At 75.1% G+C, this 23307-nt stretch carries 23 protein-coding genes; 9 read left to right on the top strand and 14 right to left on the bottom strand.

Going from position 1 to position 23307, the window contains the following annotated elements; genetic code table 11:
- Positions 1–27: 27 nt before the first annotated feature.
- Complete coding sequence (locus ACFRAR_RS30035) at positions 28–615, bottom strand: TIGR03086 family metal-binding protein (RefSeq protein ID WP_380701844.1); 588 nt, start codon at positions 613–615, stop codon at positions 28–30.
- A gap of 106 nt (positions 616–721) precedes the next feature.
- Between ACFRAR_RS30035 and ACFRAR_RS30030 the strand changes: the two genes are divergently transcribed.
- Positions 722–1531, top strand: coding sequence for a DUF6597 domain-containing transcriptional factor (locus ACFRAR_RS30030; RefSeq protein WP_380701842.1), 810 nt, complete (start codon positions 722–724; stop codon positions 1529–1531).
- A 37-nt stretch (positions 1532–1568) separates the two neighbouring features.
- Here ACFRAR_RS30030 and ACFRAR_RS30025 read toward each other — a convergent pair whose 3' ends face one another.
- The 4 genes from ACFRAR_RS30025 to ACFRAR_RS30010 form a co-directional block, all read right to left on the bottom strand.
- On the bottom strand, positions 1569–2549 hold the full coding sequence (locus ACFRAR_RS30025; RefSeq protein ID WP_380701840.1) for an ABC transporter substrate-binding protein: 981 nt from the start codon (positions 2547–2549) through the stop codon (positions 1569–1571).
- 72 nt (positions 2550–2621) lie between these two features.
- On the bottom strand, positions 2622–3476 hold the full coding sequence (locus ACFRAR_RS30020; protein WP_380701838.1) for an ABC transporter ATP-binding protein: 855 nt from the start codon (positions 3474–3476) through the stop codon (positions 2622–2624).
- Entirely contained in the window at positions 3476–4576 is a 1101-nt protein-coding gene (locus ACFRAR_RS30015; protein ID WP_380701836.1) for a FecCD family ABC transporter permease, read from the bottom strand. The genes ACFRAR_RS30020 and ACFRAR_RS30015 overlap by 1 nt, the downstream gene beginning before the upstream one ends.
- The gene (locus tag ACFRAR_RS30010) at positions 4573–5616 is read right to left on the bottom strand and encodes a FecCD family ABC transporter permease (RefSeq protein WP_380701834.1); all 1044 of its coding nucleotides are present in this window, start codon (positions 5614–5616) and stop codon (positions 4573–4575) included. Before ACFRAR_RS30010 ends, ACFRAR_RS30015 begins: the two co-directional genes overlap by 4 nt.
- A 99-nt stretch (positions 5617–5715) precedes the next feature.
- On the opposite strand from ACFRAR_RS30010, the gene ACFRAR_RS30005 reads away from it, so the two are divergent.
- Positions 5716–6345 (top strand): HAD family hydrolase, encoded by a 630-nt coding sequence (locus tag ACFRAR_RS30005; RefSeq protein WP_380701832.1) that lies wholly within the window; start codon positions 5716–5718, stop codon positions 6343–6345.
- Positions 6346–6370: 25 nt separating this feature from the next.
- Here ACFRAR_RS30005 and ACFRAR_RS30000 read toward each other — a convergent pair whose 3' ends face one another.
- The gene (locus ACFRAR_RS30000; RefSeq protein WP_355264010.1) at positions 6371–6610 is read right to left on the bottom strand and encodes a hypothetical protein; all 240 of its coding nucleotides are present in this window, start codon (positions 6608–6610) and stop codon (positions 6371–6373) included.
- 474 nt (positions 6611–7084) lie between these two features.
- On the opposite strand from ACFRAR_RS30000, the gene ACFRAR_RS29995 reads away from it, so the two are divergent.
- Positions 7085–7468 carry a cold-shock protein gene (locus tag ACFRAR_RS29995; RefSeq protein ID WP_030289703.1) on the top strand — a complete coding sequence of 128 codons (384 nt, stop codon included), beginning with the start codon at positions 7085–7087 and terminating at the stop codon, positions 7466–7468.
- A 69-nt stretch (positions 7469–7537) separates the two neighbouring features.
- Here ACFRAR_RS29995 and ACFRAR_RS29990 read toward each other — a convergent pair whose 3' ends face one another.
- The 4 genes from ACFRAR_RS29990 to ACFRAR_RS29975 all read right to left on the bottom strand — a co-directional run bounded on the left by ACFRAR_RS29990 (position 7538) and on the right by ACFRAR_RS29975 (position 11089).
- Positions 7538–8392: a 1,4-dihydroxy-6-naphthoate synthase gene (locus ACFRAR_RS29990; RefSeq protein WP_380701830.1), complete on the bottom strand. Its 855-nt coding sequence runs from the start codon at positions 8390–8392 to the stop codon at positions 7538–7540.
- Positions 8385–9161, bottom strand: coding sequence for a futalosine hydrolase (locus tag ACFRAR_RS29985; RefSeq protein ID WP_380701828.1), 777 nt, complete (start codon positions 9159–9161; stop codon positions 8385–8387). Before ACFRAR_RS29985 ends, ACFRAR_RS29990 begins: the two co-directional genes overlap by 8 nt.
- 10 nt (positions 9162–9171) lie before the next feature.
- A complete protein-coding gene (locus tag ACFRAR_RS29980) occupies positions 9172–9705 on the bottom strand; it encodes a hypothetical protein (RefSeq protein ID WP_380701826.1) in 534 nt (177 codons plus the stop codon).
- Between the two features lie 73 nt (positions 9706–9778).
- Positions 9779–11089 carry an MFS transporter gene (locus ACFRAR_RS29975; RefSeq protein ID WP_380701872.1) on the bottom strand — a complete coding sequence of 437 codons (1311 nt, stop codon included), beginning with the start codon at positions 11087–11089 and terminating at the stop codon, positions 9779–9781.
- Between the two features lie 607 nt (positions 11090–11696).
- On the opposite strand from ACFRAR_RS29975, the gene ACFRAR_RS29970 reads away from it, so the two are divergent.
- Together ACFRAR_RS29970 and ACFRAR_RS29965 are read left to right on the top strand one after the other, a co-directional pair.
- Positions 11697–12578, top strand: a complete 882-nt coding sequence (locus ACFRAR_RS29970; protein WP_380701870.1) for a DUF3027 domain-containing protein — start codon at positions 11697–11699, stop codon at positions 12576–12578.
- Between the two features lie 190 nt (positions 12579–12768).
- On the top strand, positions 12769–16065 hold the full coding sequence (locus tag ACFRAR_RS29965) for a sacsin N-terminal ATP-binding-like domain-containing protein (protein ID WP_380701824.1): 3297 nt from the start codon (positions 12769–12771) through the stop codon (positions 16063–16065).
- Here ACFRAR_RS29965 and ACFRAR_RS29960 read toward each other — a convergent pair.
- The 3 genes from ACFRAR_RS29960 to ACFRAR_RS29950 all read right to left on the bottom strand — a co-directional run bounded on the left by ACFRAR_RS29960 (position 16010) and on the right by ACFRAR_RS29950 (position 19240).
- Positions 16010–16342: a hypothetical protein gene (locus tag ACFRAR_RS29960; protein ID WP_380701822.1), complete on the bottom strand. Its 333-nt coding sequence runs from the start codon at positions 16340–16342 to the stop codon at positions 16010–16012. The genes ACFRAR_RS29965 and ACFRAR_RS29960 overlap by 56 nt on opposite strands.
- 71 nt (positions 16343–16413) lie before the next feature.
- On the bottom strand, positions 16414–18873 hold the full coding sequence (locus ACFRAR_RS29955) for an HAD-IC family P-type ATPase (protein WP_380701820.1): 2460 nt from the start codon (positions 18871–18873) through the stop codon (positions 16414–16416).
- Positions 18874–18925: 52 nt separating this feature from the next.
- Positions 18926–19240 (bottom strand): DUF2530 domain-containing protein, encoded by a 315-nt coding sequence (locus ACFRAR_RS29950; protein ID WP_380701818.1) that lies wholly within the window; start codon positions 19238–19240, stop codon positions 18926–18928.
- A gap of 175 nt (positions 19241–19415) precedes the next feature.
- Here ACFRAR_RS29950 and ACFRAR_RS29945 point away from each other — a divergent pair, with 175 nt between their 5' ends.
- The 3 genes from ACFRAR_RS29945 (at position 19416) to ACFRAR_RS29935 (ending at position 21658) form a co-directional block, all read left to right on the top strand.
- Positions 19416–20876 (top strand): NCS2 family permease, encoded by a 1461-nt coding sequence (locus tag ACFRAR_RS29945; RefSeq protein ID WP_380701816.1) that lies wholly within the window; start codon positions 19416–19418, stop codon positions 20874–20876.
- A gap of 165 nt (positions 20877–21041) precedes the next feature.
- A complete protein-coding gene (locus ACFRAR_RS29940) occupies positions 21042–21242 on the top strand; it encodes a type II toxin-antitoxin system VapB family antitoxin (RefSeq protein ID WP_380701814.1) in 201 nt (66 codons plus the stop codon).
- 32 nt (positions 21243–21274) lie between these two features.
- Positions 21275–21658 carry a PIN domain nuclease gene (locus tag ACFRAR_RS29935; RefSeq protein ID WP_380701868.1) on the top strand — a complete coding sequence of 128 codons (384 nt, stop codon included), beginning with the start codon at positions 21275–21277 and terminating at the stop codon, positions 21656–21658.
- 92 nt (positions 21659–21750) lie between these two features.
- On the opposite strand, the gene ACFRAR_RS29930 is transcribed toward ACFRAR_RS29935, so the two are convergent.
- The gene (locus ACFRAR_RS29930) at positions 21751–22200 is read right to left on the bottom strand and encodes a VOC family protein (protein WP_380701812.1); all 450 of its coding nucleotides are present in this window, start codon (positions 22198–22200) and stop codon (positions 21751–21753) included.
- Between the two features lie 133 nt (positions 22201–22333).
- Between ACFRAR_RS29930 and ACFRAR_RS29925 the strand changes: the two genes are divergently transcribed.
- Positions 22334–23257 carry a DUF4231 domain-containing protein gene (locus tag ACFRAR_RS29925; RefSeq protein ID WP_380701810.1) on the top strand — a complete coding sequence of 308 codons (924 nt, stop codon included), beginning with the start codon at positions 22334–22336 and terminating at the stop codon, positions 23255–23257.
- Positions 23258–23307 lie beyond the last annotated feature (50 nt).

Raw genomic sequence — 23307 nt, 5'->3', positions numbered from 1 at the left:
CCGTACGGCCCCCGCCCGTTCGAACGGTCAGCCCTTCCAGCGCGGATCCCGCCCCGAGGCGGCCAGCGCCCGGTCCCAGGCGGAGGCGTCCTCGGGCAGCGCCACCGGCTCGGCGAAGCCCGCGTACTGCCGGTACAGCTCGGCGTTCTCCGCCGCGATCTCGCCGGCCAGCAGGGCGAGTTCCCCGTCGACCTCGATCCGCCCGCCGGTCGCCCGGGCCACGTCCCAGCCGTGCAGCAGCAGTTCCAGGACCAGCATCCGGGCGATCCCGACCGCCGGCACCGGGGCACCGCCGAGGTCGACGTCCCCCTCCCAGACCGCCGGGTCCGCCCAGGCCGCGACCGCGCGCTCCAGTTGGGCCGCGTAGGCGGAGCGCCAGTCGGCGTCGGCGGTGAAGTCCCGCGCGCTCAGCTCCGCGGGCAGTTCGACCCGCCGGGCCCGGTGCTCCAGGCCGTGCGAGGTGTAGAGCACCCAGTGGTTGATCAGCGCACGGGTGTCGAACTCCGCGCAGGGCGTCGGCGCGTCCAGCGGCCGACCGGGCGGGACGGCGGCGGCGACAGCGGCCGCGGCGGAGGCGGCACGGGCCAGGAAGGGGTGCATCGGGTGGACGTTCATGGCGTCGATCCTGCGCCGGGGCGCGCCCGCCGGTCTTGAAGAAACGCGACACCGGGGTCGGCCCGGGACGAAAGGGCGGGCCCCGGACAGGACCTAGCCTGGCGGCATGAACCTCCCGGACCCTCCTCCCGGCCTCGGCCTCGGCCTCGGCCGCGGCGTGCTCCACCAGGCCCGGGCGGCCGGGCTGATCAGCGTGGAGCGGCTCGTGCCGGACCCGGTCGTGGCGCGGTTCGTCGAGTACTACTGGCTGGTCCGCTGGGACCTGGACGGCCACGCCCCGTACGAGCAGAAGGTGCTCGCCCACCCCAACGTCCACCTGGTCTTCGAGGCCCCGCGTCCGCGCGTCTACGGGGTCGACCGCTCGCTCTTCGTCCGCCGTCTGGAGGGCGCCGGGCACGTGCTGGGCGTGCGGTTCCGCCCGGGTGCCTTCCGCCCGGTCGCCGGGCACCCGGTGGGCGAACTGGCCGACCGCTCCGTGCCCGCCGCCGAGTACTTCGGGTCCGGGGCCGACCGGCTCAACGCGGAACTGCTCGACGGCGAACCGGACGCCGCCCTCGCCGACGCCTTCCTCCGCGCCGGGCTGCCCGCGCCCGACCCGGTCGCCGTCGAGGTCGCCGCCGTGGTGGACCGGATCACCGGGACGCCGGACCTGTGCCGGGTGGACGACCTGGCCGCCGAGCTGGGCCTGACCGTCCGTCGGCTCCAGCGGCTGTTCGCCGAGTACGTCGGTGCCTCCCCGAAGTGGGTGCTGCGTCGCGCCCGCCTCCACGAGGCCGCCGAACGCGCCCGTGCGGGCGGGGAGTTGGACCTGGCCGCGCTCGCCGCCGAGCTGGGGTATTCGGACCAGGCGCACCTCACCCGGGACTTCACCGCCGCCGTCGGCGTCTCCCCGGCCCGGTACGCGACCGCGTGCTGAACCGTGCGGGCCGAGGGGCCGGATCCGAGGAGGGGGCCTACGCGCCGAGGAAGCGCTGCAGCTCGTCCAGCAGGTAGTTGGCCCCGGTGTAGCCGATGCCCTGGAACCACAGCTGGTCGTCCACCGGGAACGCCCGGTGCCCCCTGACCGCCCCCAGTGCCTGCCAGGCCGGGCTCGCCAGCGTGGCATCGGCGCCCGACAGGCCCGGGTCGCCGTACGTCGCGTACAGCAGCAGGTCGCCGTCCGCCCTGGCGAGCTGGTCGGGCGGGATCTCGAAGTCCGACTGGTCGACGTTCTGCGCGTCCGGCCGGCCCACCTGGGCGTCGGTGAGCACCGTTCCGGGGAAGCTCTGCCGGCCGAACACCCGGATGCCGCCGCCCTCCACGAACCGCACCAGGCTCACCTTGCGCCCCGACACCTTCGCCGCCGCCAGCGCCTGCGCCACCTGGCCGGCGTGCTTCTGGTACGCGCCGGCGAAGGCCGCCGCGGCCGCCTCCCGGCTCAGCGCCTGGGCGTGCAGCTGGACGTTCGCCTTCCACGGCGCGCCGGTGGTCTGGGTGAGCACGGTCGGGGCGATCTCCCGCAGCTGCTCGTAGCGGTCGCCGTCGCGGGTCTGGTTGGAGAGGATCAGGTCCGGCCGCAGTGCCCGGACGGTCGGCAGGTCGGGCGAGCCGGCCGGGCCGACCAGCCGGATCCCCGCCGTCCGGGAGGCCGGCCAGTACTCGGGGTATCGGTTCTCGCGGGCCGGGAGCGCGGCGCCGACCGGGGTGATGCCGAGGGTCAGCGCGGAGTCGAGCACATCGGTGTCCAGCACGACCACCCGCATCGGCGCGCCCGGCACCACCACCGGGCCGGTGGCCGCGTTCACCGTCACCGGCGGCACCGGAGTCGTGGACGGGGAGGCGTTGAAGCCGTCCGAGGCCACCACGGACGGCCGCCGGTCGGTGCAGCCCGTGGCCGCCGCCAGCGCGGCGCCGCCGAGACCGGCGAGGAGGGTGCGGCGGGAGATCCGGGGCATCGGCGGTCCTCTGGCGGCGGGGCGGGGGTCCGGGCGCCGTCGATTATGTCCGAAATGGTGGGTGAAGTGCCGTTAAGCGTGGGGCGTCGTCGGGTCCGGGTGCGGTCGGACCTCGACCGCGGCCGCCCACGGGGCGCCGGGTACGACCAGCGGCGTGCCGGTGACCGGGTCCGGCACCACCACCGAGTCCAGCCCGAACACCTCCCGCACCAGCCCGGCCGTCACCACGTCCCCGGGCGCGCCCTGCGCCACCACCCGGCCGTCCCGCATCGCGACCAGGTGGTCGGCGTACCGGGCGGCCTGGTTGAGGTCGTGCAGCACCGCGACGACGGTCCGGTCGCGCTCGACGTTCAGCCGCCGCACCAGGTCCAGCACCTCGACCTGGTGCGCGATGTCCAGGTAGGTGGTCGGCTCGTCCAGCAGCAGGATGTCGGTGCCCTGGGCGAGCGCCATCGCGATCCAGGCGCGCTGGCGCTGGCCGCCGGACAGCTCGTCCATGCTCCGGTCGGCCAGGTCGGCGGTGGAGGTCCGCTCCAGCGCCTCCGCGACCGCCTCCTCGTCCTCCGGCGACCACTGCTGCCACCAGCTCTGGTGCGGCTGGCGGCCGCGCGCGACCAGGTCCGCCACCGAGATGCCCTCCGGGGCGGTCGGCGACTGCGGCAGCAGGCCGAGCCGCTGGGCGATCCGCTTGGTCGGGACGCGCGCCAGCTCCTCGCCGTCCAGCAGCACCGAGCCCCGGACCGGCTTCAGCAGCCGGCCGAGGGCCCGCAGCAGGGTCGACTTGCCGCAGGCGTTGGGGCCGACGATCACCGTCACCCGCCCGTCCGGGATCGCGACGTCCAGGTCCTCGACGACCGTGCGCGCCTCGTAGGCCAGGGTGAGGCCCCGGGCCTCCAGACGCTGGGCGGACGGCTGGTGGGCGGACATCAGGAACCTCCACGGCGGGATCGGATCAGCAGCCACATCAGGTACGGCGCGCCCACCAGGCCGGTCACCACGCCGACCGGCAGCTCGGTCGGCGCCAGCAGCCGCCGGGCGATCAGGTCGGCGAGGACGACCACCAGCGCGCCGGTCAGCGCCGAGCAGAACAGCGGGACCTGCGCCGAGCGGGCCAGCCGCAGCGCGATCTGCGGGGCCATCAGCGCGACGAAGTCCACCGGTCCGGCGGCCCCGGCCGCGCACGAGGCCAGCACGATGCCGAGCAGGGCCATGCCGAGGCGGATCCGGTCCAGCCGCAGGCCGAGGCCGACGGCGGTGGCGTCGTCGAAGGAGATCGACCGCTGGGCGCGGGCCGCCCAGAGCGCCACCGGCAGGGCGGCGAGCAGCACCCAGGCGAGCCGGCCGGCCTGGTCGAAGCCGGTGCCGTTCAGGCTGCCGGTCATCCAGACCTTGGCGGCCTGGGCCTGGAAGCCGTCGCCCTTGGTGAGGAAGACGGACGTCAGCGAGGACAGCGCGACGCTGATCCCGATGCCGATCAGCACGAAGCGCTGCGTGTGCAGGCCGCGCCGCCAGGCCAGGGCGTACACCAGCAGCCCGGCCAGCAGGCCGCCGGCCACCGCCGCGTACGGGGCCTGGCCGGTCGAGCCGACCACGCCGTACGCCGTCAGGCCGACCACGGTCGCGGTCGCGCCCCAGGTCACGCCCACCACGTCGGGGCTGGCCAGCGGATTGCGGGCGACGGTCTGGATCAGCGCCCCGGCCAGCCCGAGCGCGGTGCCGACCAGCAGCCCGACCACCACCCGGGGCAGCCGGAACTCGCCGACCACCAGCTCGTGCGGGCTCGGCCGCCCGAGCACCACCTTGACCACCTCGCCCGGGGAGACGGTGGCCTCTCCCAGGCAGAGCGAGGCCACCGCGGCCGCCGCCAGCGCCACCAGCAGCCCGGCGGCGACCGCCGTCGAGCGCCGGTGCAGCAGGAACGACGCCCGCCCGGCCCGGACGACGGAGTAGCCGCGCAGGGAGACGGAACGGGTGCCGGGGGCGGAACCGGTGCCGGGCCCGGAAGCGGCGCCGGGGGCCGGGCTCATGCCGCCACCACCTTCCGGCGGCGGACCAGCGCCACCAGCACCGGGACGCCGATCAGGGCCGTCATCACGCCCGCCGGGACCTCGGACGGGGGGAACAGGACCCGGCCGAGGGTGTCGGCGAGCAGCAGCAGCGCCGGGCCGAGGACGGCGGAGAAGACGAGGATCCAGCGGTGGTCGGCGCCCGCCACCGCGCGGGCCGCGTGCGGGACGGCGAGGCCGACGAAGGCGATCGGGCCGGCCGCCGCGACCGCCGAGCCGGTCAGCACGGTCGCGCCGAGCGCGCCGACCGCCCGGACCAGGCCGGTCCTGGCGCCCAGTCCCTTCGCGGTGTCGTCGCCGAGCGCCAGCGCGTCCAGCCCGCGCGCCACCGAGACCACCAGCACCGTGCCGACCGCCAGGAACGGCAGCAGCTGCCAGGCCACGTCCGAGGTCCGCCCGGAGAGCGAGCCGACGTGCCAGAAGCGGAACCGGTCCATGGTGGCCGCGTCCGTGGTCAGCACCAGGGTGTTGAGCGAGGCGATGAACGCGGACGTCGCCGAACCGGCCAGCGCGAGCTTGATCGGCGTCGCCCCGCCCCGGCCGCGCCCGGCCAGCCCGTACACCAGGACGGTGGCGATCACCGCGCCCGCGAAGCCGAACCAGACGTACCCGGTGAGGGTGGAGACGCCGAAGCCGGAGATGGCGACCACGACGCCGGCCGCCGCGCCCTGGGAGACGCCGAGGATGCCGGGGTCGGCGATCGGGTTGCGGGTCAGGCCCTGCATGACGGCCCCGGCCAGACCGAGCGCCGCGCCGACGGACAGGCCGACGACCGTGCGCGGCACCCGCAGCTCGCGGACGACCACGGCGTTGGCGGTGTCGCCACCGTGCAGCAGGGCGTCCAGCGTGTCGCCGAACGGGATGGTCCGGCTGCCGACGGCGAGGCTCAGCAGCACCGCGGCGGCCAGGACGGCGAGCGCGGCGGCGAGCAGCGGTATTCGGCGCCGCGTCGCGCGGTACGGCGCGTGGGCCGCGCCGGGCGGTGCGCTGGTGTCGGTCATGAGCCCTCTCCGCAGACAACTGAGGTAAACCTAAGTTCCCCTGCGAAGCCCGGGCAAATCGCCTCGTGGTCCCGTCCCGCCGTTGGGTAGCCTGGCGGCATGCCCGCGACCCGAACCGCCCCGCTCACCGTCGGCTTCGACCTCGACATGACGCTGCTGGACACCCGGCCGGGTATCCGCGCCACCTACCTGGCGCTCGCCGCCGAGACCGGCACGTACATCGACGCCGACCTGGTGGTCACCCGGCTCGGCCCGCCGCTGGTGGACGAGATCCGCAACTGGTTCCCCGAGGACCGGGTGCAGTGGGCGACCGACCGCTACCGCGTGCTCTACCGCGACCACGCCTTCGCCCCGACCGTCCCGCTGCCCGGCGCGCACGCCGCCGTCGAGGCGGTCCGCGCCCACGGCGGCCGGGTCGCGGTGATCACCGGCAAGTACGAGCCGAACGCCCGCCTCCACCTGGAGCACGCCGCGCTGAGCGCGGACACCGTGATCGGCGACCTGTGGGCGGAGACCAAGGGCGACGCGCTGCGCGAGCACGGCGCGAGCGTCTACGTCGGCGACCACCTCGGCGACATCCGGGGCGCCCGGCACGCGGACGCGATCGCGGTGTGCGTGCCCACCGGCCCGTACAGCGCGCGGGAGCTGCGCGAGGCCGGGGCGGACGTGGTGCTGGCGGACCTCACCGGCTTCCCCGACTGGCTCGCCCGGCACCTGGCCGACCGCTAGGACCTAGGAGCGCCCCGCAGGGGCGTCAGGACCCGGCGGGCCCGACCCGGCGGCGCTGGGCCCGCGCGTTGCGCAGCAGCCCGGTCAGCGCGGCCAGGAAGCCGGCCGGCATCAGCATGCTCAGCCAGTACGCGGCCGTCGGCAGCGGCGTCAGGTGCAGGAACAGCGGGACGAAGGTGACCAGGGTGGCGAGCGCGCCGAGACCGAAGACGATCGCCCCGGCCTTGACGTACACGTCGCCGGGGTCGGCGCTCTGGCTGCTCACGTCTGCTCACTCCTCCGGGCCGGTCGGGACTCCCACCAGTCTGGCAGAGCGCCCGACGGGGACGCCCACCGGAGCGGGTCGGTCACGTTGCGCAGTTTCCCGGCAGCTGAACGTTTTGATCCCTGCTGGGCGGGGGTATGCACGGGGTGCCGAGGGGCGCTGCAGGCGCGTCCCGTGTCCGCGAACCCGGGGGTGTGAGCCGATGGACCGCGTGGAGCCGCGTCCTGGCCGTGCCAGTACCGGGTTGCCCGTGACCGCGAGATCCCGCGTTCCCCGCCGGCCCGGTCGGGCCTCGGAACGCGTATCCCTCGCGGAACGCGGATGAGGCAGTGACGGACCGTTAGTCTGCTCCTGACAGCGTGCTGACCATGAGCGCCCACGGGCGCCGAGCGGAGGTCGGCCGCCTTCTCCCCACCACCCAGTGATCCCCGGCCAGGGCCGGGATCCCTCACACCCATTCGAGGACTGTTCGAGATGCCCACCGGCCAGGTCAAGTGGTTCAACGAGACGAAGGGCTTCGGCTTCCTGTCGCGCGACGACGGCGGCGACGTCTTCGTCCACACCAAGGCGCTGCCCGCCGGTGTCACCGTGCTGAAGCCGGGCCAGCGGGTCGAGTTCGGCGTCGTCGCCGGTCACCGCGGCGACCAGGCGATGGCCGTGCAGCTGCTGGACGCGCTGCCCTCGGTGGCCGCCGCCCAGCGCCGCAGCGCCGACGACATGGCGCCGATCGTCCAGGACCTGATCACCACGCTGGACGCGGTGCTGCCCGGCCTCCAGCGCGGGCGTTACCCGGCCAAGCCGACCGGCCAGAAGCTGGCCGGCCTGCTGCGCGCGGTGGCCGACCAGTTCGACGTCTGAGGCCTCCCGCGCGGCCGGACAGGGCCGAGGCCGTGTCCGGCCGATCCGCCAAGACCGACCGGTCAGGGCCTAGCCGAACGCGAGCGCACCCGGGTCGAGCGGGGGCACCAGCCCCTCCGCGGCGGCCCGGGTGAGCAGCGCGCGGACGGCCTCGTAGCCCTCCTCGCCGAGGTCCTCGGAGAACTCGGTGACGTACAGCCCGATGTGCTGCTCGGCCACGTCCAGGTCCATCTCCTGGGCGTGCGCCAGCACGTAGTCACGGCTCGCCGCCGGGTCCGCCCAGGCCTGTCGGACGGAGGCGCGGACGGCGTCGGCGAGCGCCCGCAGCCGCTCGGCGCCGAGCGAGCGCCTGGCGACGATCGCGCCCAGCGGGATCGGCAGCCCGGTCTCCCGCTCCCAGGCCTCGCCCATGTCGGCCAGGCTGTGCAGCCCGTACTGCCGGTACGTGAAGCGGGCCTCGTGGATCACCAGGCCGGCGTCCACCCGGCCGTCCCGGACGGCGGGCATGATCTCGTGGAACGGCAGGACGACGATCTCGCCGAAGCCGCCCGGCACCGCCTTCGCCGCCCAGAGCCGGAACAGCAGGTACGCGGTGGAGCGCTCGGAGGGCACCGCGACGGTCTTCCCGGCCAGGTCGGCGGGGGAGTCCACGCCCGGCAGGGTCAGCACCAGCGGGCCGCAGCCGCGGCCCAGCGCGCCACCGCAGGGCAGCAGGGTGTACTCCTCCAGGACCCAGGGCAGCGCGCCGTAGCTGATCTTCAGCACGTCCAGCTCGCCGCGCTCGGCCAGCCCGTTGGTGACGTCGATGTCGGCGAAGGTCACCTCGGGGGCGTCCGCGCCGGGCACCAGGCCGTGCGCCCAGGCGTGGAAGACGAAGGTGTCGTTCGGGCAGGGCGAGTACGCGATGCTCAGCCGTTCAGCCACGGCCGGCCTCCTCAGGGGTTCGTGGACGGGCGGCCAGTTCGTGGACGGGCAGCGCGGCGAAGGCCCGCTCCAGGGCGGCCAGTGCCTCGCCGATCCGCCAGGCGGCCCGGTCGCGGGGGCCCACCGGATTGGACACGGTGCGCAGTTCGAGGGCGGGCACGCCGTACCGGGCGGCGGCCTCGGCCACGCCGAAGCCCTCCATCGCCTCGGCGGCGGCGCCCGGGTGGCGTGCGGTCAGCGCGGCGGCCCGCTCGGCGCTGCCGGTGACGGTGGAGACGGTCAGCACCGGGCCGACGGCGAGGTCCGGGCCGTCCAGCGCCCGTGCGGCCAGCGCGACGGCGTCCGCCGGAGGGGTGTGCCGGACGGTGCCGAAGCCCAGCTCGGTGACGTCGGCGAAGCCTTCGGGGGTCTCGGCGCCGAGGTCCGCGGCCACGATCGCATCGGCCAGCACGGTGGCGCCGACCGGGGCGACCGGGGCGAAGCCGCCGGCGATCCCGGCCGAGACGACCAGGGCGTACGGGTGGAGCGCCAGTGCGGCGGACGCGGCTGCGGCGGCGGCGGCCGGGCCGACCCCGGCGGCCAGCACGTCCACGGGCACCCGCTCGGCCCGGTGCAGCGTGCCGCCGGGCAGCGCCAGTGCGGCGGACCCGCCGGGCAGGCCGCGCAGCACGGCCTCGGCCTCGGCCTCCACCGCGACGACGACGAGCAGCCGGGCCCGTGCGGGGCCCGACTGCCCGTCCTGGCCGTCGGTGGCGGCGTGCGCGGTCATCGCGGGACCGTCAGCCGTTGTCCTTGCTGTTCAGCTGGAAGTACCAGACGGCGATCGGGGCCTCGGCGTTCGGGTCGCCCTCGACCACGGTGACCACGGTCTTGCCGCTGGAGTTCAGCAGCTTGCCCGCGGCCTGGGCGCCGGACCAGGTCTGGCCCTTGGAGGCCGAGAACAGGCTGTAGCGGCCGCCCTGGTTGGCCGAGCCGCCGTTGGTGAAGGCCCACCAGCCGGTGTCGCCCACGTTCGGCGAGACGCCGACGCCGACCCGGTCGCTGCCCGTGACGTCCATGGAGGGCAGCGAGCCGTCCTTGAGCGCCGCGGTCGCGTCCTCCTGGCACTTCTGCTGCTGGTCCTCGGTGAGCGGGCTGCCGGCGTTCCAGCACAGCGGGTCCGCGACGACCGAGGAGTTGCCGACCGTCAGGGTGGCACGGTGGGAGATGTGCTCGGTCTGGCCGGAGGCGATGGCGACGGAGGTGCCCACCGTGGCGGCGCCGACCACGACGACGGCGCCGAGGGCGGCGATGGCACGGGTATTGAGGCTCATGCGTCAGAATCTACCGGGCCTGGCCGATCACGCGACGCGGGGGTCGGCCACCGCGTGTTGGCGCACCGGCCGTTCACGCGACCCGGGCCGCCGCCGGGTGCCGCCGCAGGCCCACCCGGTGGAGCGAGTGCAGCGTCCACAGCAGCGCCAGGGCGACCACCCCGGCGGCGATCGACAGGCCCAGACTCCCGTCCAGCGGCAGCAGGATGCCGACCGCGCCGCCCGCCACCCAGGACAGCTGCATCAGGGTCTCCGACCGGGCGAACGCCGAGGTCCGCACCGCCTCCGGGACGTCCCGCTGGATCAGCGCGTCCAGCGCCAGCTTGCCCAGCGAAGCCGCCATCCCGGCCACCGCGGCGACCAGGACCACCGTCACCACGCCGTACCAGAGCGCGGCCGCCGCCGTCACGCACGTCGCCAGCAGCAGCATCACGGCGACCGTCGCCTCCGGCCCCCGGGTGCGCAGCCAGGAGCCCAGTACCGACCCCAGCGCGTTGCCCGTCCCGGCCGCCGCCGCCACCAGACCCAGCGCCACCGTCGGCTGGAGGCCGCCGATCGGCTCCTCGCGCAGCAGGAAGGCCAGGAACATCACCAGGAAGCCGACCAGCCACTTCATCGCCGACATCGCCCGCAGCGCCAGGATCACCGAGGGGCCGACCGCGCGCAGCGGGGTCTTGACCGGCGGCGGCCGGTGGTGGATCAGGTGCGAGCCCTCGCCGTGCGTCTCGGCGTGCAGGACGGCCCGCTGCTCGCCCTTGGCCGAGTCCACCGCGGGCGGCAGGTGGAACGCCATCAGGGTGCCGATCACGAACACCAGGAAGGCGCCGCGCAGCGGCCAGCCCGGCCCGAGCAGGTGCAGCAGCCCGCCCACCCCGGCCGCCACGCCGGTGGCCAGCAGCCCGGCCAGGGTGACCCGGGAGTTCGCCTTCACCAGGGACAGCCGGCTCGGCAGCAGCCGGGGCACCACCACGCTGCGCACCACGCCGTAGGCCTTGGACGCCACCAGGACGCCGAGCGCCTCCGGGTAGAGCGCGATGCCGCCGCCGGCGATCACCCCGGCCATCGTCCAGGCCAGGACGGCCCGGGCCAGCATCGCCATCGCCATGGCCGCCCGGCGGCCGTGCGGCAGCCGGTCCAGCAGCGGGCCGACCACCGGGGCCAGGACGGCGAACGGGGCCATCGTGATCAGCAGGTAGAGCGCGACCCGGCCGCGGGCCTCGCCGGTCGGCACCGAGAAGAAGATGGTGGAGGCCAGCGCGACGGTGATCAGCATGTCGCCGAAGGAGTTGAGCGCGTGCAGCTCGATCAGCTTCGCCAGACCGGACTCGCCCGCGCCCTCGGCGGAGGTGGCCCGGCGGATCCGGCGGCCGGTGCCGTGCACCATCTTGCCGGTGCCGGAGCCGGCGGCGGAGGCGGTGCGGACCAGGAAGTGGCGGCGCGGCTCCGGGGTCTCGGCCTCCTCCCCGGACCCGGCCCCGGACCCGGCCGGCTCCGCCGGGCCGCGGTCGAGGACCTCGGGAGCCCCGCCCCCGGAGGGGCCGACGGTGGCGGCGGACGCCTCGGGACCGTCCGCCGGCTGCGGTTCGCCCGCGCCGGGGACCGGAGGCTGCTGTCGCGGCACGGCGTCCGCCTGGTCGGGGCCGCCGGCCTGCGGGGCGCGCAGTGCGTGCTGCGACGGGTCGTGGTCCGCCACAAGCCCCATCCTGCCCCAGAAACGCCGAGCCGACGCGGGATCGGACTCCGCTCGGCGCGGCCCCGGACAAGCCGTGTCCGCCCCGGACTGTGCCGGGGCACCGACCGGCGGGTAGCCTGCCCAGGGTCGACCCGCCGAGGCGCCGGGGCGCCGGCAGGCCGGTCGAGCGGCGCGGCCGGTACCCGAGGGGGCTTCCGGTCGCGCAGAATGGACGAGGGACTACCAAGCCGCGACGGAACAGGCAACACGCCGTGGGCGACCGAAGAACTGGGAGAGAATCGACGCCGTGAGCGCTGCGATGCGAAGCCGTACCCCCGACCGGCTCTGTGCCGAGGCCGTCGAACTCGCCCGTCAGGCAGCCGAGGAGGCCGTCGGAGCGGAGGCCGTCGGTCCGCACCTCGGTGTCCAGGCGGACGCCGACCGCGTCGTCACCCACACCTTCGAGTGCCTGGACGCGGCCTACCGAGGCTGGCACTGGGCGGTCACCGTCGCCCGAGCGCCGCGCGCCAAGAACGTCACCCTGGACGAGGTCGTGCTGCTGCCCGGCGCGGACGCGATCCTCGCCCCCCAGTGGGTGCCGTGGAGCGAGCGGCTGCGCCCCGGCGACATGGGCCCCGGCGACCTGCTGCCCACCGGCGCCGACGACCTGCGGCTGGAGCCCGGCTGGAGCGGCGAGGACGAGCTCGCGCCGAACTCCGCGGTGGCCCTGGCCGACGACGAGGACCTGGTCGTCACCGACCCGCACGTCCAGCCCGCGCCGGCCCGCGCCCGGATCGACGCCGTCGCCGAGGAGCTGGGCCTCGGCCGCAGCCGGGTGCTCTCCCGGCTCGGCCTGCACCTGGCCGCCGACCGCTGGGAGAAGGCCCACGGCGCGCAGACCCCGATGGCGCAGGCCGCCCCGGCCTCGTGCGCGAGCTGCGGCTTCCTGATCCAGATCGGCGGCTCGCTCGGACAGGCCTTCGGCGTGTGCGGCAACGAGTTCGGCCCGGCCGACGGCCAGGTCGTCTCCTACGCGTACGGCTGCGGCGGGCACTCCGAGGCGGCCGTCATCCCGGCTCCGCCCGCGCCGTCCGAGCTGATCCTGGACGAGCTGGTGGTCGAGCCGCTCCCGCTGCACGCCGACCGCGGCTCCGGCTCCGTCGAGCCCGACGCGCCGGCCGAGGAGCTCGGCCACTCCTGAGCCCCACGCCTTCGCGGCCCGCCCGGTGACGACCGGCGCGGGCCGCACCCGTGTCGGGGCGGATCCGGACGGCCCGCGCCCGCCCGGCCGTCCGAAGGGCCGTCCGCGGCGGGGCCGGTGGTCGGGAGCAGTCAGTGGGGCAGGGAAGAATGCCTTACGACGAACAGGGCGGCGGAAGGCGGCAGGTCCAGTGGAACCTCGGATCATCGGCAGCGGCACGGACGAGCACCTCGCGGACCCCTTCGGGACCGCCGCGCTGCGCCGGCGGGTGCTGGACGCCTGGGCCGCCTCGCCGGCCCGGTTCCGGGAAGACGCCAACGCCGAGGAGGAGCTGGCGCTCGGCGGCTACCGGGACCGCCTGGTGGTCGAGTTGGCGCAGAACGCGGCCGACGCCGCGGTCCGGGCCGGCCTCGGCGCCGGCCGGCTGCGGCTGACCCTCGCCGACGGCGTGCTCGCCGTCGCCAACACCGGAGCCCCGCTGGACGCGGCCGCCGTCGAGTCGCTGTCCACCCTGCGCGCCTCCTCCAAGCGCGGTGAGGAGCCCGCCGTCGGCCGGTTCGGGGTCGGCTTCGCCGCCGTCCTCGCGGTCACCGACGAGCCCGCGGTGCTGGGCGCGGCCGGCGGGGTGCGCTGGTCGCTCGGCGAGGCCCGGGCGCTGGCCGGGGCGCAGCCCGAGCTGGTCGACGAGCTGCGCCGCCGGGACGGCCACGTGCCGCTGCTGCGGCTGCCGTGGGCGGCCGAGGGCCCGGCGCCGGAGGGCTACGACACGGTGGTCGTGCTGCCGCTGCGGGACGCCGCCGCCGAGGACCTGACCCGCCGTCTGCTGGCCGGGATCGACGACGCGCTGCTGCTCACCCTGCCCGGTCTGCACGAGGTCGTGGTGGAGACCCCGGACGGCACCCGGACGCTCACCCGCTCCGCCGCCGAGCCCCGCCCGGACGGCGTCACCGAGGTGACCGTCACCGACGACGCGGGCGGGCGGCCGCGGCAGACGCTCTGGCAGACCGCCGGCGCCTCCGGCCGGCTGGCCGCCGAGCTGCTGGCCGACCGGCCGACCGAGGAGCGCGCCCGCCCGTACTGGACGGTGACCTGGGCCGTCCCGGTCGGCCCGGACGGCACCCCGCAGCGGCCCGGCATCGCCTCCGTGCTGCACGCGCCCACCCCCAGCGACGAGCCGGTCGGCCTGCCCGCGCTGCTGATCGCCTCCTATCCGCTCGACTCCACCCGCCGGCACGTCGCCCCCGGCCCGCTGGCCGACTTCCTCACCGAGCGGGCCGCCGACAGCTACGCCGACCTGCTGCGCGCCCGCGGTGCCGACCTCGGCTCGCTCGGCCTGGTGCCCGCCCCGCTCGGCCAGGGCGCGCTGGACAACGCGCTGCGCGGCGCGGTGCTCTCCCGGCTGCCCGGCACGCCGTTCCTGCCGCACCCGGCGCCGGTCGAGGAGGGCACGCCCGCGCTGCGGCCCCGGGACGCGACACTGCTGGAGGGCGCGGACGGCTCGGTGGTGGAGGCGCTCTCGCCGATCTTCCCCGGGCTGCTGCCGGCCGGTCTGGAGCGCCGCACCGAGCTGCGGGTGCTGGACGTGCGCCGGGTCCCGCTGGCCGAGGTGGTGGACCAGCTCGGCGGTCTGGACCGCGAGCCCGCCTGGTGGCGCAACCTGTACGCGGCGCTCGGCGCGGCCGACCCGGAGGCGCTCGGCGCGCTGCCGGTCCCGCTCGCCGACGGGCGGACGGTCACCGGGCCGCGGCGGGTCCTGCTGCCCTCCGAGGACGCCGACTGGGCGGCCTTCCCGGGTTACCCCGAGTCGCTCGCGGGCGCGCTCGCCGCGCTCGACCTGCGGCTGGCTCACCCCGAGGCCGCCCATCCGCTGCTGGCCAAGCTGGGAGCCGGCACCGCCACCCCGGCCGGGGTGCTGGACACCCCCGAGGTGCGGGCCGCCGTCGCCCGCTCCTTCGACCTGGCCGAGGACGACCTGGACGCCGCGCTCGAACTCTCCGACGCCGTCCTCGCGTTGGTGAAGGCGGCCGGGGCGGAGGCCGGCGCGCACCCGTGGCTGGCCCGGCTGGCGCTGCTCGACGACGAGGGCGAGCCCGCCCGCGCGGGCGAACTCGTGCTGCCCGGAAGCCCGTTCGCCGCGCTCGCCCGCGAGGAGGACGCCGGCTGGGTGGACGAGGAGCTGCTGGAGCGCTGGGGGCCGGAGGTGCTCGCCGCGGTCGGCGTGCTGGCGGACTTCGTGCTGGTGCGGGCCGAGGACGTGGTGCTCGACCCGGACGACCTGGAACGGCTCGACCCGACCGTCCCGGCCGACCGCGCGGCCGGCGGCCACCCCACCGGCCTGCTGGACGAGGCGCCGGACGGGCTCGCCGAGTGGGCCGAGGACGCGCTGGAGGCCCTGCAGGCCGACGAGGCGGTCGGCGTGCCGCCGGTGGCCGCCGAGCTGCTGGCCGTGCGCGACCTCGACCTGGTGGACGACGACGCCTGGCCCCAGGCGCTCGCCGCGCTGGCCCGCCCGCCGTACCGGGAGGCGGTGGTCGACCCGGTGCGCACCCTGCTGCCGGACGGCTCGTACGCCGACCTGCCGCCGTACACCGCCTGGTGGCTGCGCGACCACCCGGTGCTGGCGGGCCGGGAGCCCGCCGGCCTGCGCGCCGCCGGGGCCGACCCGCTGCTGCGCGGTCTGTACGACGAGGCCCGCACCACCCTGGACGATCAGTTCCTGCACGCGCTCGGGGTGCGCACCACGCTGGCCGCGCTGCTCGCCGAGCCGCACGGGCCGGACGAGGTGCTGGACCGGATGACCGATCCGGCCGCCGAGGTGGGCCACCGTCAGCTGCACGGCATCCACACCGCGCTGGCCCGGGTGGACCGGGACCGGATCGAGCCGCTGGACGTGGTGCGGGCACTGCCGCCGCTGGACCCGGCCACCGGGCGCCGGCCGGACCACACGGTGGTGGTGGACGCGACCGAGGCGGTGGTCGCGGACGCCCCCGACCTGGTCCAGCTGCTGCACCCGTACCCGCTGCTGCCGGTCGCCCCGGCGCTGGCCGCCGACCTGGCCGAGCGGCTGCACGTGTCGCTGGCCAGCGAGGTGGCGGGCGGCCGGGTGCTCTCCGAGGGCGTGCTGCACCGGGTTCCGGCCGTGGTGCGGGAGCTGCTGCCCGGCTGCCCGGTCGCGTACGAGGAGCACGAGGAGCTGCTGGTCGTCGGGCCGGACGGCGACGAGGCGGCGGTGGACTGGCGCTGGGACATCGGCGCGGACACGCCGGAGCCGCCGTACGACCCGGAGCTGGCCGAGGCCGGCGACGAGGACGACGAGTTCGAGGTCCCGCCGGTGCCCGGGCTGCTGCACGCGGCCACCCCGGAGGGTCTCGCCGCCGGGCTGGCCTGGTCGGTCGGGCAGTGGCACCGCCGCTTCGAGGTGCTGGCCGCGCTCAGCGAGCCGGACCGTGCCTACGAGCTGTCGGCCGCCCGGGACTTCGAGGGCTGAGCGGGGCGCGGCGGGACGCGGCGCGGCGGGGCTGGGCGGGGCGCGGCGGGGGCGCGCACCCGCCGGGTTCGGCGTGGCGCGCCCGCAAGCGCCGGTAGACGGTGGTGGTGACGGTCAACCAGACCAGGCCGAGCGTCACCAGCGCGGCGGTCCGCAGCGCGGGTGTCGGCCGGACGGTCACGCCGACACCCGCCATCGCCAGGGCGGCCAGCCCGGCCGCCAGCAGCCCGCCCAGGAAGGCGGTGAACGCCTCCAGGTCCCCACCTCTGCGCGCCATTCGGCACCCCCTCCCGCGGGCCATCATCGGGTCTGCGCCGGAGGCTTGTCACCTCGCGCCGGGGGCGCTCGTCACTCCAGGCCGCGGCGCCGCATGACGCGCCAGACCACCTCCAGGGCGAGTCCGCAGGCCACCGCGATGGCGACGCCCGTCAGCGGGTCGCGGAAACCGACCAGGGAGAGGTCGAAGAAGGTCTTCAGCGGGGGGACCAGCAGCACCAGGGCGAAGGCGCCGCCCATGGTGGCGATCAGCAGCAGGCGCCACCAGTTGTACGGGCGGGCGACGATGGCCAGGACCCAGATGGCGATCAGGAAGAGCGTCAGGGTGGCCACGCTGGTGTCGGCCTTGAGGTCGGTCGCGTGGTCGGCCCGGGCGAGCGCGTAGGCGACGAAGGTGCCGGTGCCGGCGATGGCGCCGCCGGGGACGGCGATCCGCAGCACCCGCTTCACGAAGCCGCTGCGGGCCCGCTCGTTGTTGGGCGCCAGGGCCAGGAAGAAGGCCGGGATGCCGATGGTGAGCGAGGACAGCACGGTGGAGTGCCGGGGCAGGAACGGGTACGGCGAGTGGGTGAAGATCACCAGCAGCGCCAGCAGGACCGAGTAGACGGTTTTCACCAGGAAGAGCGAAGCGACCCGCTCGATGTTGCCGATCACCCGGCGGCCCTCGGCCACCACCGACGGCAGCGTGGCGAAGGAGTCGTTCAGCAGCACGATCTGGGCCACCGCCTTGGTGGCGTCCGAGCCGGTGCCCATCGCCACGCCGATGTCGGCGTCCTTGAGAGCGAGGACGTCGTTGACGCCGTCGCCGGTCATCGCCACGGTGTGGCCGCGGGACTGGAGCGCCCCGACCAGCTGGCGCTTCTGCTGCGGGGTGACCCGGCCGAAGACGCTGGTCCGGTCGGCGGTCTCGGCGAGCTCCTCCGGGTCGGTGGGCAGGGTGCGGGCGTCCAGCGGGTGGTCGGCGCCGGGCAGGCCCAGGTGGCCGGCCACCGCGCCGACCGAGACCGCGGAGTCGCCGGAGATGACCTTGGCCCGGACCCGCTGGCCCTCGAAGTAGCGCAGGGTCTCGGCGGCGTCCGAGCGCAGCCGCTGCCGGAGCACCACCAGGGCGAGCGGGGTGAGGCCGGCCGCCGGGTCGGGGGAGTCCAGCGGGTCGGGGGTGCGGCCCAGCAGCAGCACCCGCAGGCCCTGGGCGCCCAGCTCGTCCACCTCGGCCAGCGCCGGGTGCCCGGCGGGCAGCAGCACGTCGGGCGCGCCGAGCAGCCAGCTGGCCTCGCCGCCCTGCGGCTCCAGCAGCTGCACGCCGCTCCACTTGCGGGCGGAGGAGAAGGGCATCGCCTCGATCACCCGCCAGCCGTTGCCGCCCGAGGTGGCGCCGTCGTCGCCGCGCCCGTACGCGTCGATGACCGCCTGCATGGAGGGGTTGGGGCGGGCGTCGGCGCCGGCCATCACGGCCAGCGCGTGCTTGACGGTGTCCGGGTCGACGGCGGCGGGCTCGCCGTTCGAGAGCACCCGCAGGTCGGTCACGTCCATGCCGCCCTCGGTGAGGGTGCCGGTCTTGTCCAGGCAGACGGTGTCCACCCGGGCCAGGCCCTCGATCGCCGGGAGCTCCTGGACCAGGCACTGCTTGCGGCCGAGCCGGACCACGCCGATCGCGAAGGCGACCGAGGTCAGCAGCACCAGCCCCTCGGGGACCATCGGCACGATGCCGGCCACCATGCGCCGTACGGCCTCGCGCCAGTCCCGGCCCTCCACGGCCAGCTGGCTGATGATCAGACCGAGGGCGGTGGGGATCAGCAGGTAGGTGATGAACCGCAGGATGTTGTCGATGCCGGTGCGCAGCTCCGACTTCACCAGGGTGAACTTGCTGGCCTCCTCGGCGAGCCGGGCCGCGTAGGCCGCCCGGCCGACCTTGGTGGCGGTGAACGCGCCGGCGCCGGCCACCACGAAGCTGCCGGACATGACCTGGTCGCCGGGCTGCTTGAGGACCGGGTCGGGTTCGCCGGTGAGCAGCGACTCGTCGATCTCCAGGCCGTCCGCCTCGGTGACCTCGCCGTCCACGATCACCTTGTCGCCGATGCCGAGCAGCACGGTGTCGTCGAGGACGATCTCGGAGACGCCGACCTGCTGGACGGCGCCGTCCCGGCGGACCTGCGGGCGGGCCTCGCCGATCAGGGCCAGGCTGTCCAGGGTCTTCTTGGCGCGCAGCTCCTGGATGATGCCGATCGCCGTGTTGGCCACGATGACCAGGCCGAACAGGCCGTCCTGGATCGGGCCGACGACCAGGATGATGCCGAACATCACGCCGATGATCGCGTTGAAGCGGGTGAAGACGTTGGCCCGGACGATCTCCTTGGTGGACCGGCTGGACCGGACCGGGACGTCGTTGACCTGGCCCTTCGCCACCCGCTCGGCCACCTCGGCGGCGGTCAGCCCGCCGCGCCGGCCGGGTAGCAGGCCAAGGGGGTGCGCTCCGTCCGGGTGGTTCGGGTCGGCCGGTCGCTCTTCCGCTGGCTGGGCAGGCTGCGTCATGGCACCGACTCTACGGGCGCCTTATGTCCGGTGCGTGCTACTAAAGGACCATTCAGTCCGACCGGGTGGCCGGATTCGGGCCGTCGCCCTCGGCCGTTCGTTCGGCCGTGCTCCCGGCGGCCTCGGCGGCGCGGCTGCGGGCGATCGCGTCCCGCCGGGCGCGGCAGTACCAGAGGCCGATCAGGCCGAGCAGGCCGCCGGAGAGGCAGATCCAGGGCCAGGTGCCGTGGCCGTGGGCCGAGAGGGTGCTCCGGAAGGGAAGCAGGGCGACGAAGGCGACGAACCACAGCACCGTGCCGCCGCCGACGATGGCGACGTCGTTGGCCTCCAGCGGAGGGGGCGAGGGGTGCGGTGGCGTCTTGGGCATGGGGCCTAGCGTACGGTGCGGGGGGCGCTCACGGAGGCGTCGCGACCCCTCGGGGGCTCTACGCGCGAAGATAGCGCGTGTGCGATCGGGAAACCATACTTAAAGATCTGCGCCCGGCCATCGACGCCCCGGGCGTCCCCTCCCTCTCCTCAGCTCCCCCACAGAGGACGCACGCATGCCTGTGGTCCAGCCGACCACCGAGTCGCCCGAACCCGCCGACGCCGCGCCGAAGCCCCCCACGAGCGCCGTCGACCGCTTCTTCCGGATCAGCGAGCGCGGCTCCACGCTGTCGCGCGAGATCCGCGGCGGTGTCGCCACCTTCTTCACCATGGCGTACATCCTGGTGCTGAACCCGATCATCCTGGCCAGTGGCACGGACGTCACCGGGGCCCACCTGGACAGCGCCCAGCTGGTCACCGCGACCGCCCTCACCGCGGGTCTCACCACCCTGCTGATGGGCGTGATCGGCAACGTCCCGATCGGTCTGGCGGCCGGCCTCGGCGTCAACACGATCGTGGCGCTCCAGCTCGCCCCCAAGATGACCTGGCCGGACGCCATGGGCATGGTCGTGCTGGCCGGCTTCGCGATCATGCTGCTGGTCGCCACCGGTCTGCGCGAGCGGGTCATGAACGCCGTTCCGCTCGGCCTGCGCAAGGCCATCGCGATCGGTATCGGTCTGTTCATCAGCCTGGTCGGCCTGGTCGACTCCGGTTTCGTCAGCCGCATCCCGGACGCCGCCCACACCACCGTCCCGCTCCAGCTCGGCGGCAACGGGCACCTGCTCGGCTTCCCGGTGCTGATCTTCGTGGTCGGCCTGGTGCTCACCCTGATCCTGCTGATCCGCAAGGTGCCCGGCGCCATCCTGATCAGCATCGCGGTCTCCACCGCGCTCGCAGCGATCATCGACAAGGTGGCCGACGTCCCGGCGCTCAAGTGGGGCCTGACCGTCCCGTCCTGGCCGGGCAACCCGGTCGCCGCCCCGGACTTCGGCCTGATCGGCAAGGTCAGCCTGTTCGGCGGCTTCGAGAAGGTCGGCGTGCTGACCGGCGTGCTGTTCGTCTTCACCGTGCTGATGTCGTGCTTCTTCGACGCGATGGGCACCATCCTCGGCGTGGCCGACGAGGCCCACCTGCTGGACGAGAAGGGCGACCTGCCCGGCATCAACAAGGTGCTGATGGTCGACGGCATCGCCACCGCGGCCGGCGGCGCCACCTCGGCCTCCGCCAACACCTGCTTCGTCGAGTCCACCGCGGGCGTCGGCGAGGGAGCCCGGACCGGGTTCGCGTCGATCGTCACCGGCCTGCTCTTCGTGGTGGCGCTCTTCCTCACCCCGCTCGCCACCATGGTCCCGGCCCAGGCCGCGACCCCGGCGCTGATCACCGTCGGATTCCTGATCCTGGCCAACTCGATCAAGGAGATCGACTGGGCCGACTACACGATCGCGGTCCCGGCCTTCCTGACCATCGTGCTGATGCCGTTCACCTACAGCATCACCAACGGCATCGGCATGGGCTTCGTCGCCTTCTGCGTGCTGCGGGTGGCCGCCGGCCGCGGCCGCAGCGTGCCGGTCCCGATGTACGCGGTGGCGGCGGTCTTCGCCTTCTACTACCTGATGCCGGCCTTCGGCCTGCTCTGACGGCCCACGGCCGTACGAAGCCCCGCCCTCCCGGCTCCGGGAGGGCGGGGCTTCGGTGTTCGCGGAGGCGTTCGCCGGGGCGTTCGTGGGGCGGGGGAGTTTTCGATATCAGGAATGACGTCGGACTGATATCGTTTTCTTGGTGTCGGGTGAAGGAGGACGGCTGTGGCGAGAACGGTGATCGACCTTGACGACGACCTCCTGGCCGAGGCGCAGCGGCTGTTCGGTACGACCACGAAGGTGGCCACGGTGAACACGGCGCTGTTGGAGGCCGTGAAGCTGGCCCGGCGGATGGAGCTCGCCGATGCCATCGCCAGTGGGGAGTTCGACCTCCTCGACGAGCCGGGTACGTCGGCGGCGGCGTGACCCGAGAGCGCTACCTGATCGACAAGTCGGCCATGGCGCGCTGGGGCAAGCCGGCTGTGCGGATGGTCCTCGACGACCTCTCGCAGCGCGCGCTGCTGGCGGTGAGCGCGGTGGTCGAGATGGAGGTTCTGCACAGTGCCCGCAACGCGGCGGAGGCGGACCGGCTGGGCCGCCTGCTGAGGGGCTTCGACTACCTGCCTTGCACGGACGAGGTCTGGGACCGGGCCAAGGACATCCAGCGCCGTGCCTTGTTCCGGGGGAACCACCGCGCCCTTTCCATGGCCGACATGCTGATCGCGGCCACGGCCGAGCGGCACGGGGTGACAGTCCTGCACTATGACGGCGACTACGACATGATCGCGGCCATCACCGAGCAGCCCACCCGGTGGGTCGTCCCGTCCGGGACGGCCGACTGAGCAGCCCGCCCACGGCCGTACGAAGCCCCGCCCTCCCGGCTCCGGGAGGGCGGGGCTTCGGCGTTCGCGCAGGCGTTCGCGGGGCGGGTGGCTCAGTGGACGCAGAAGTCGTTCCGCTCCGGGTCCCGCATGACGGTCCAGGAGCCGCCGGGCTCCTCGACGTGCCGGACGACCGTGGCGCCGAGGGCTTCGAGGCGGGCGACGGTGGCCGCGCGCCCGGCCGGGCCGGAGTGGACGTCGAGGTGGAAGCGGTTCTTGCCCTGCTTGGGCTCGGGGACGGCCTGGAACAGGACACGGCGGCCGAGGCCGGTGTCCGAGGCCGGGTCGAACGGGTCCTCGGGGTGGCGGACGGCGGCCAGCGTGCGCCAGGCCGGGTGGCCGTCCACCTCGGTCAGGGCCTCGGGGCCGACCGCGCCGGCGGCGAGCAGCCGGGTGATCAGCGTGCCGTGGTCCTCCAGGGCGTACTCCAGGGTGGCGGCCCAGAAGGCGGCCTGGCGGTGCGGGTCGGCGCAGTCGATGACGAGTTTCCAGTGCAGCGGCATGTAACCGGTTATATCGGTTAGCTGGCGGCCGGGACAACGGCCGACCGATGGAATTTGTCAAAAAGGCGTCCGTGTAGGCCAGTTGGCGACGGGAATACTGGCTGGACGGGAATAGGGGGAGGGGACTGGACCGATGGTGCAACAGGATCCGCCGGGGGGTGTCGAGGCGCAGCTGCTGCCGGAGCTGTTCTGGACGGCGGACAAGGCCTCGCTGGACGGCCAGCGCGAGACGCTGCGCTGGTACCGCGGACTGATCGCGATGCTGGTGGTCGCCGCCGTGATCGGGTCGTTCCCCGGCCCGGACGACAAGGGCGACTTCGACGTCTGGCCGCTGTTCTCGGTGGCGGCCTTCCTGGTGGCCGGGTACTTCTGGTCCCGGCTGCGCCGCAGCAACCCGCAGGGCCGCTGGTACCAGGCGCGGGCGGCGGCCGAGTCCGTCAAGACGCTGGCCTGGAAGTACACCGTCCGGGCCCGGCCGTTCGACGGCGAGGCGCAGTCCCCGGACGTCGACCGCGGCTACCTGCTCCAGGTGGAGGACGTGCTGCGGGCCTTCGAGGACCCGGAGATCGTGCCGCCCGGCAGCGTCGCCGAGATCACCCCGGAGATGCGACGGATGCGGGCCGAGGACCTGGCCGCCCGGCGCACCCTCTACCTGCGCACCCGGGTCGAGGGGCAGCGCACCTGGTACCGCGCCCGGGCCGAGGCCTGCGACTCGCAGGCGGTCTCCTGGGGGCTCGGCATCGCGGTGCTGATCATCGTCGGCGCGGCGGCGGCCGTCGCCCAGGCCACCGGCGCCCTCTCGGTGCACCTCTTCGGTGCCACCTCGGCAGCGGCGGCGGCGATCATCGCCTGGACGCAGCTCAAGCAGCTCGGCCCGCTGGCGGCCGCCTACCAGCTGGCCGCGCGCGAGCTGGAGAACGTCGGCAACCAGCTGTCCGACCTGGACCTCAGGGCGTCGGACGCCGAGGCGCGCTGGGCCCGGCTGGCGGCCGAGGCGGAGGACGCGGTCTCCCGGGAGCACACCACCTGGCGCGCTCGGCGGGCGTTCCCCCGCTGACCCGCCCGTCCGGGGCGCCGGCCCGCGGCCCCCGGCCCCGCGCCGGGGGC

The sequence above is a fragment of the Kitasatospora sp. NPDC056651 genome (genome assembly GCF_042792155.1).
In the GTDB taxonomy this organism is placed as follows: domain Bacteria; phylum Actinomycetota; class Actinomycetes; order Streptomycetales; family Streptomycetaceae; genus Kitasatospora.
Note: the sequence above shows the minus strand (reverse complement) of the source record. Positions and strands in the feature narration are given on the sequence as shown.

Excerpts from the sequence above, each read along its gene's own strand:
- ACFRAR_RS30020 (WP_380701838.1), bottom strand. The coding sequence starts at position 3,476 with ATGTCCGCCCACCAGCCGTCCGCCCAGCGTCTGGAGGCCCGGGGCCTC.
- ACFRAR_RS30015 (WP_380701836.1), bottom strand. The coding sequence starts at position 4,576 with ATGAGCCCGGCCCCCGGCGCCGCTTCCGGGCCCGGCACCGGTTCCGCC.
- ACFRAR_RS29960 (WP_380701822.1), bottom strand. The coding sequence starts at position 16,342 with ATGGCGCGCAGAGGTGGGGACCTGGAGGCGTTCACCGCCTTCCTGGGC.
- ACFRAR_RS29980 (WP_380701826.1), bottom strand. The coding sequence starts at position 9,705 with ATGAGCCTCAATACCCGTGCCATCGCCGCCCTCGGCGCCGTCGTCGTG.
- ACFRAR_RS29945 (WP_380701816.1), top strand. The coding sequence starts at position 19,416 with ATGCCTGTGGTCCAGCCGACCACCGAGTCGCCCGAACCCGCCGACGCC.
- ACFRAR_RS30010 (WP_380701834.1), bottom strand. The coding sequence starts at position 5,616 with ATGACCGACACCAGCGCACCGCCCGGCGCGGCCCACGCGCCGTACCGC.
- ACFRAR_RS29925 (WP_380701810.1), top strand. The coding sequence starts at position 22,334 with ATGGTGCAACAGGATCCGCCGGGGGGTGTCGAGGCGCAGCTGCTGCCG.
- ACFRAR_RS30005 (WP_380701832.1), top strand. The coding sequence starts at position 5,716 with ATGCCCGCGACCCGAACCGCCCCGCTCACCGTCGGCTTCGACCTCGAC.
- ACFRAR_RS30030 (WP_380701842.1), top strand. The coding sequence starts at position 722 with ATGAACCTCCCGGACCCTCCTCCCGGCCTCGGCCTCGGCCTCGGCCGC.
- ACFRAR_RS29975 (WP_380701872.1), bottom strand. The coding sequence starts at position 11,089 with ATGGTGCACGGCACCGGCCGCCGGATCCGCCGGGCCACCTCCGCCGAG.
- ACFRAR_RS29935 (WP_380701868.1), top strand. The coding sequence starts at position 21,275 with ATGGCGCGCTGGGGCAAGCCGGCTGTGCGGATGGTCCTCGACGACCTC.
- ACFRAR_RS29930 (WP_380701812.1), bottom strand. The coding sequence starts at position 22,200 with ATGCCGCTGCACTGGAAACTCGTCATCGACTGCGCCGACCCGCACCGC.
- ACFRAR_RS29955 (WP_380701820.1), bottom strand. The coding sequence starts at position 18,873 with ATGACGCAGCCTGCCCAGCCAGCGGAAGAGCGACCGGCCGACCCGAAC.
- ACFRAR_RS29995 (WP_030289703.1), top strand. The coding sequence starts at position 7,085 with ATGCCCACCGGCCAGGTCAAGTGGTTCAACGAGACGAAGGGCTTCGGC.
- ACFRAR_RS29950 (WP_380701818.1), bottom strand. The coding sequence starts at position 19,240 with ATGCCCAAGACGCCACCGCACCCCTCGCCCCCTCCGCTGGAGGCCAAC.
- ACFRAR_RS29985 (WP_380701828.1), bottom strand. The coding sequence starts at position 9,161 with ATGACCGCGCACGCCGCCACCGACGGCCAGGACGGGCAGTCGGGCCCC.
- ACFRAR_RS30035 (WP_380701844.1), bottom strand. The coding sequence starts at position 615 with ATGAACGTCCACCCGATGCACCCCTTCCTGGCCCGTGCCGCCTCCGCC.
- ACFRAR_RS30025 (WP_380701840.1), bottom strand. The coding sequence starts at position 2,549 with ATGCCCCGGATCTCCCGCCGCACCCTCCTCGCCGGTCTCGGCGGCGCC.
- ACFRAR_RS29970 (WP_380701870.1), top strand. The coding sequence starts at position 11,697 with ATGCGAAGCCGTACCCCCGACCGGCTCTGTGCCGAGGCCGTCGAACTC.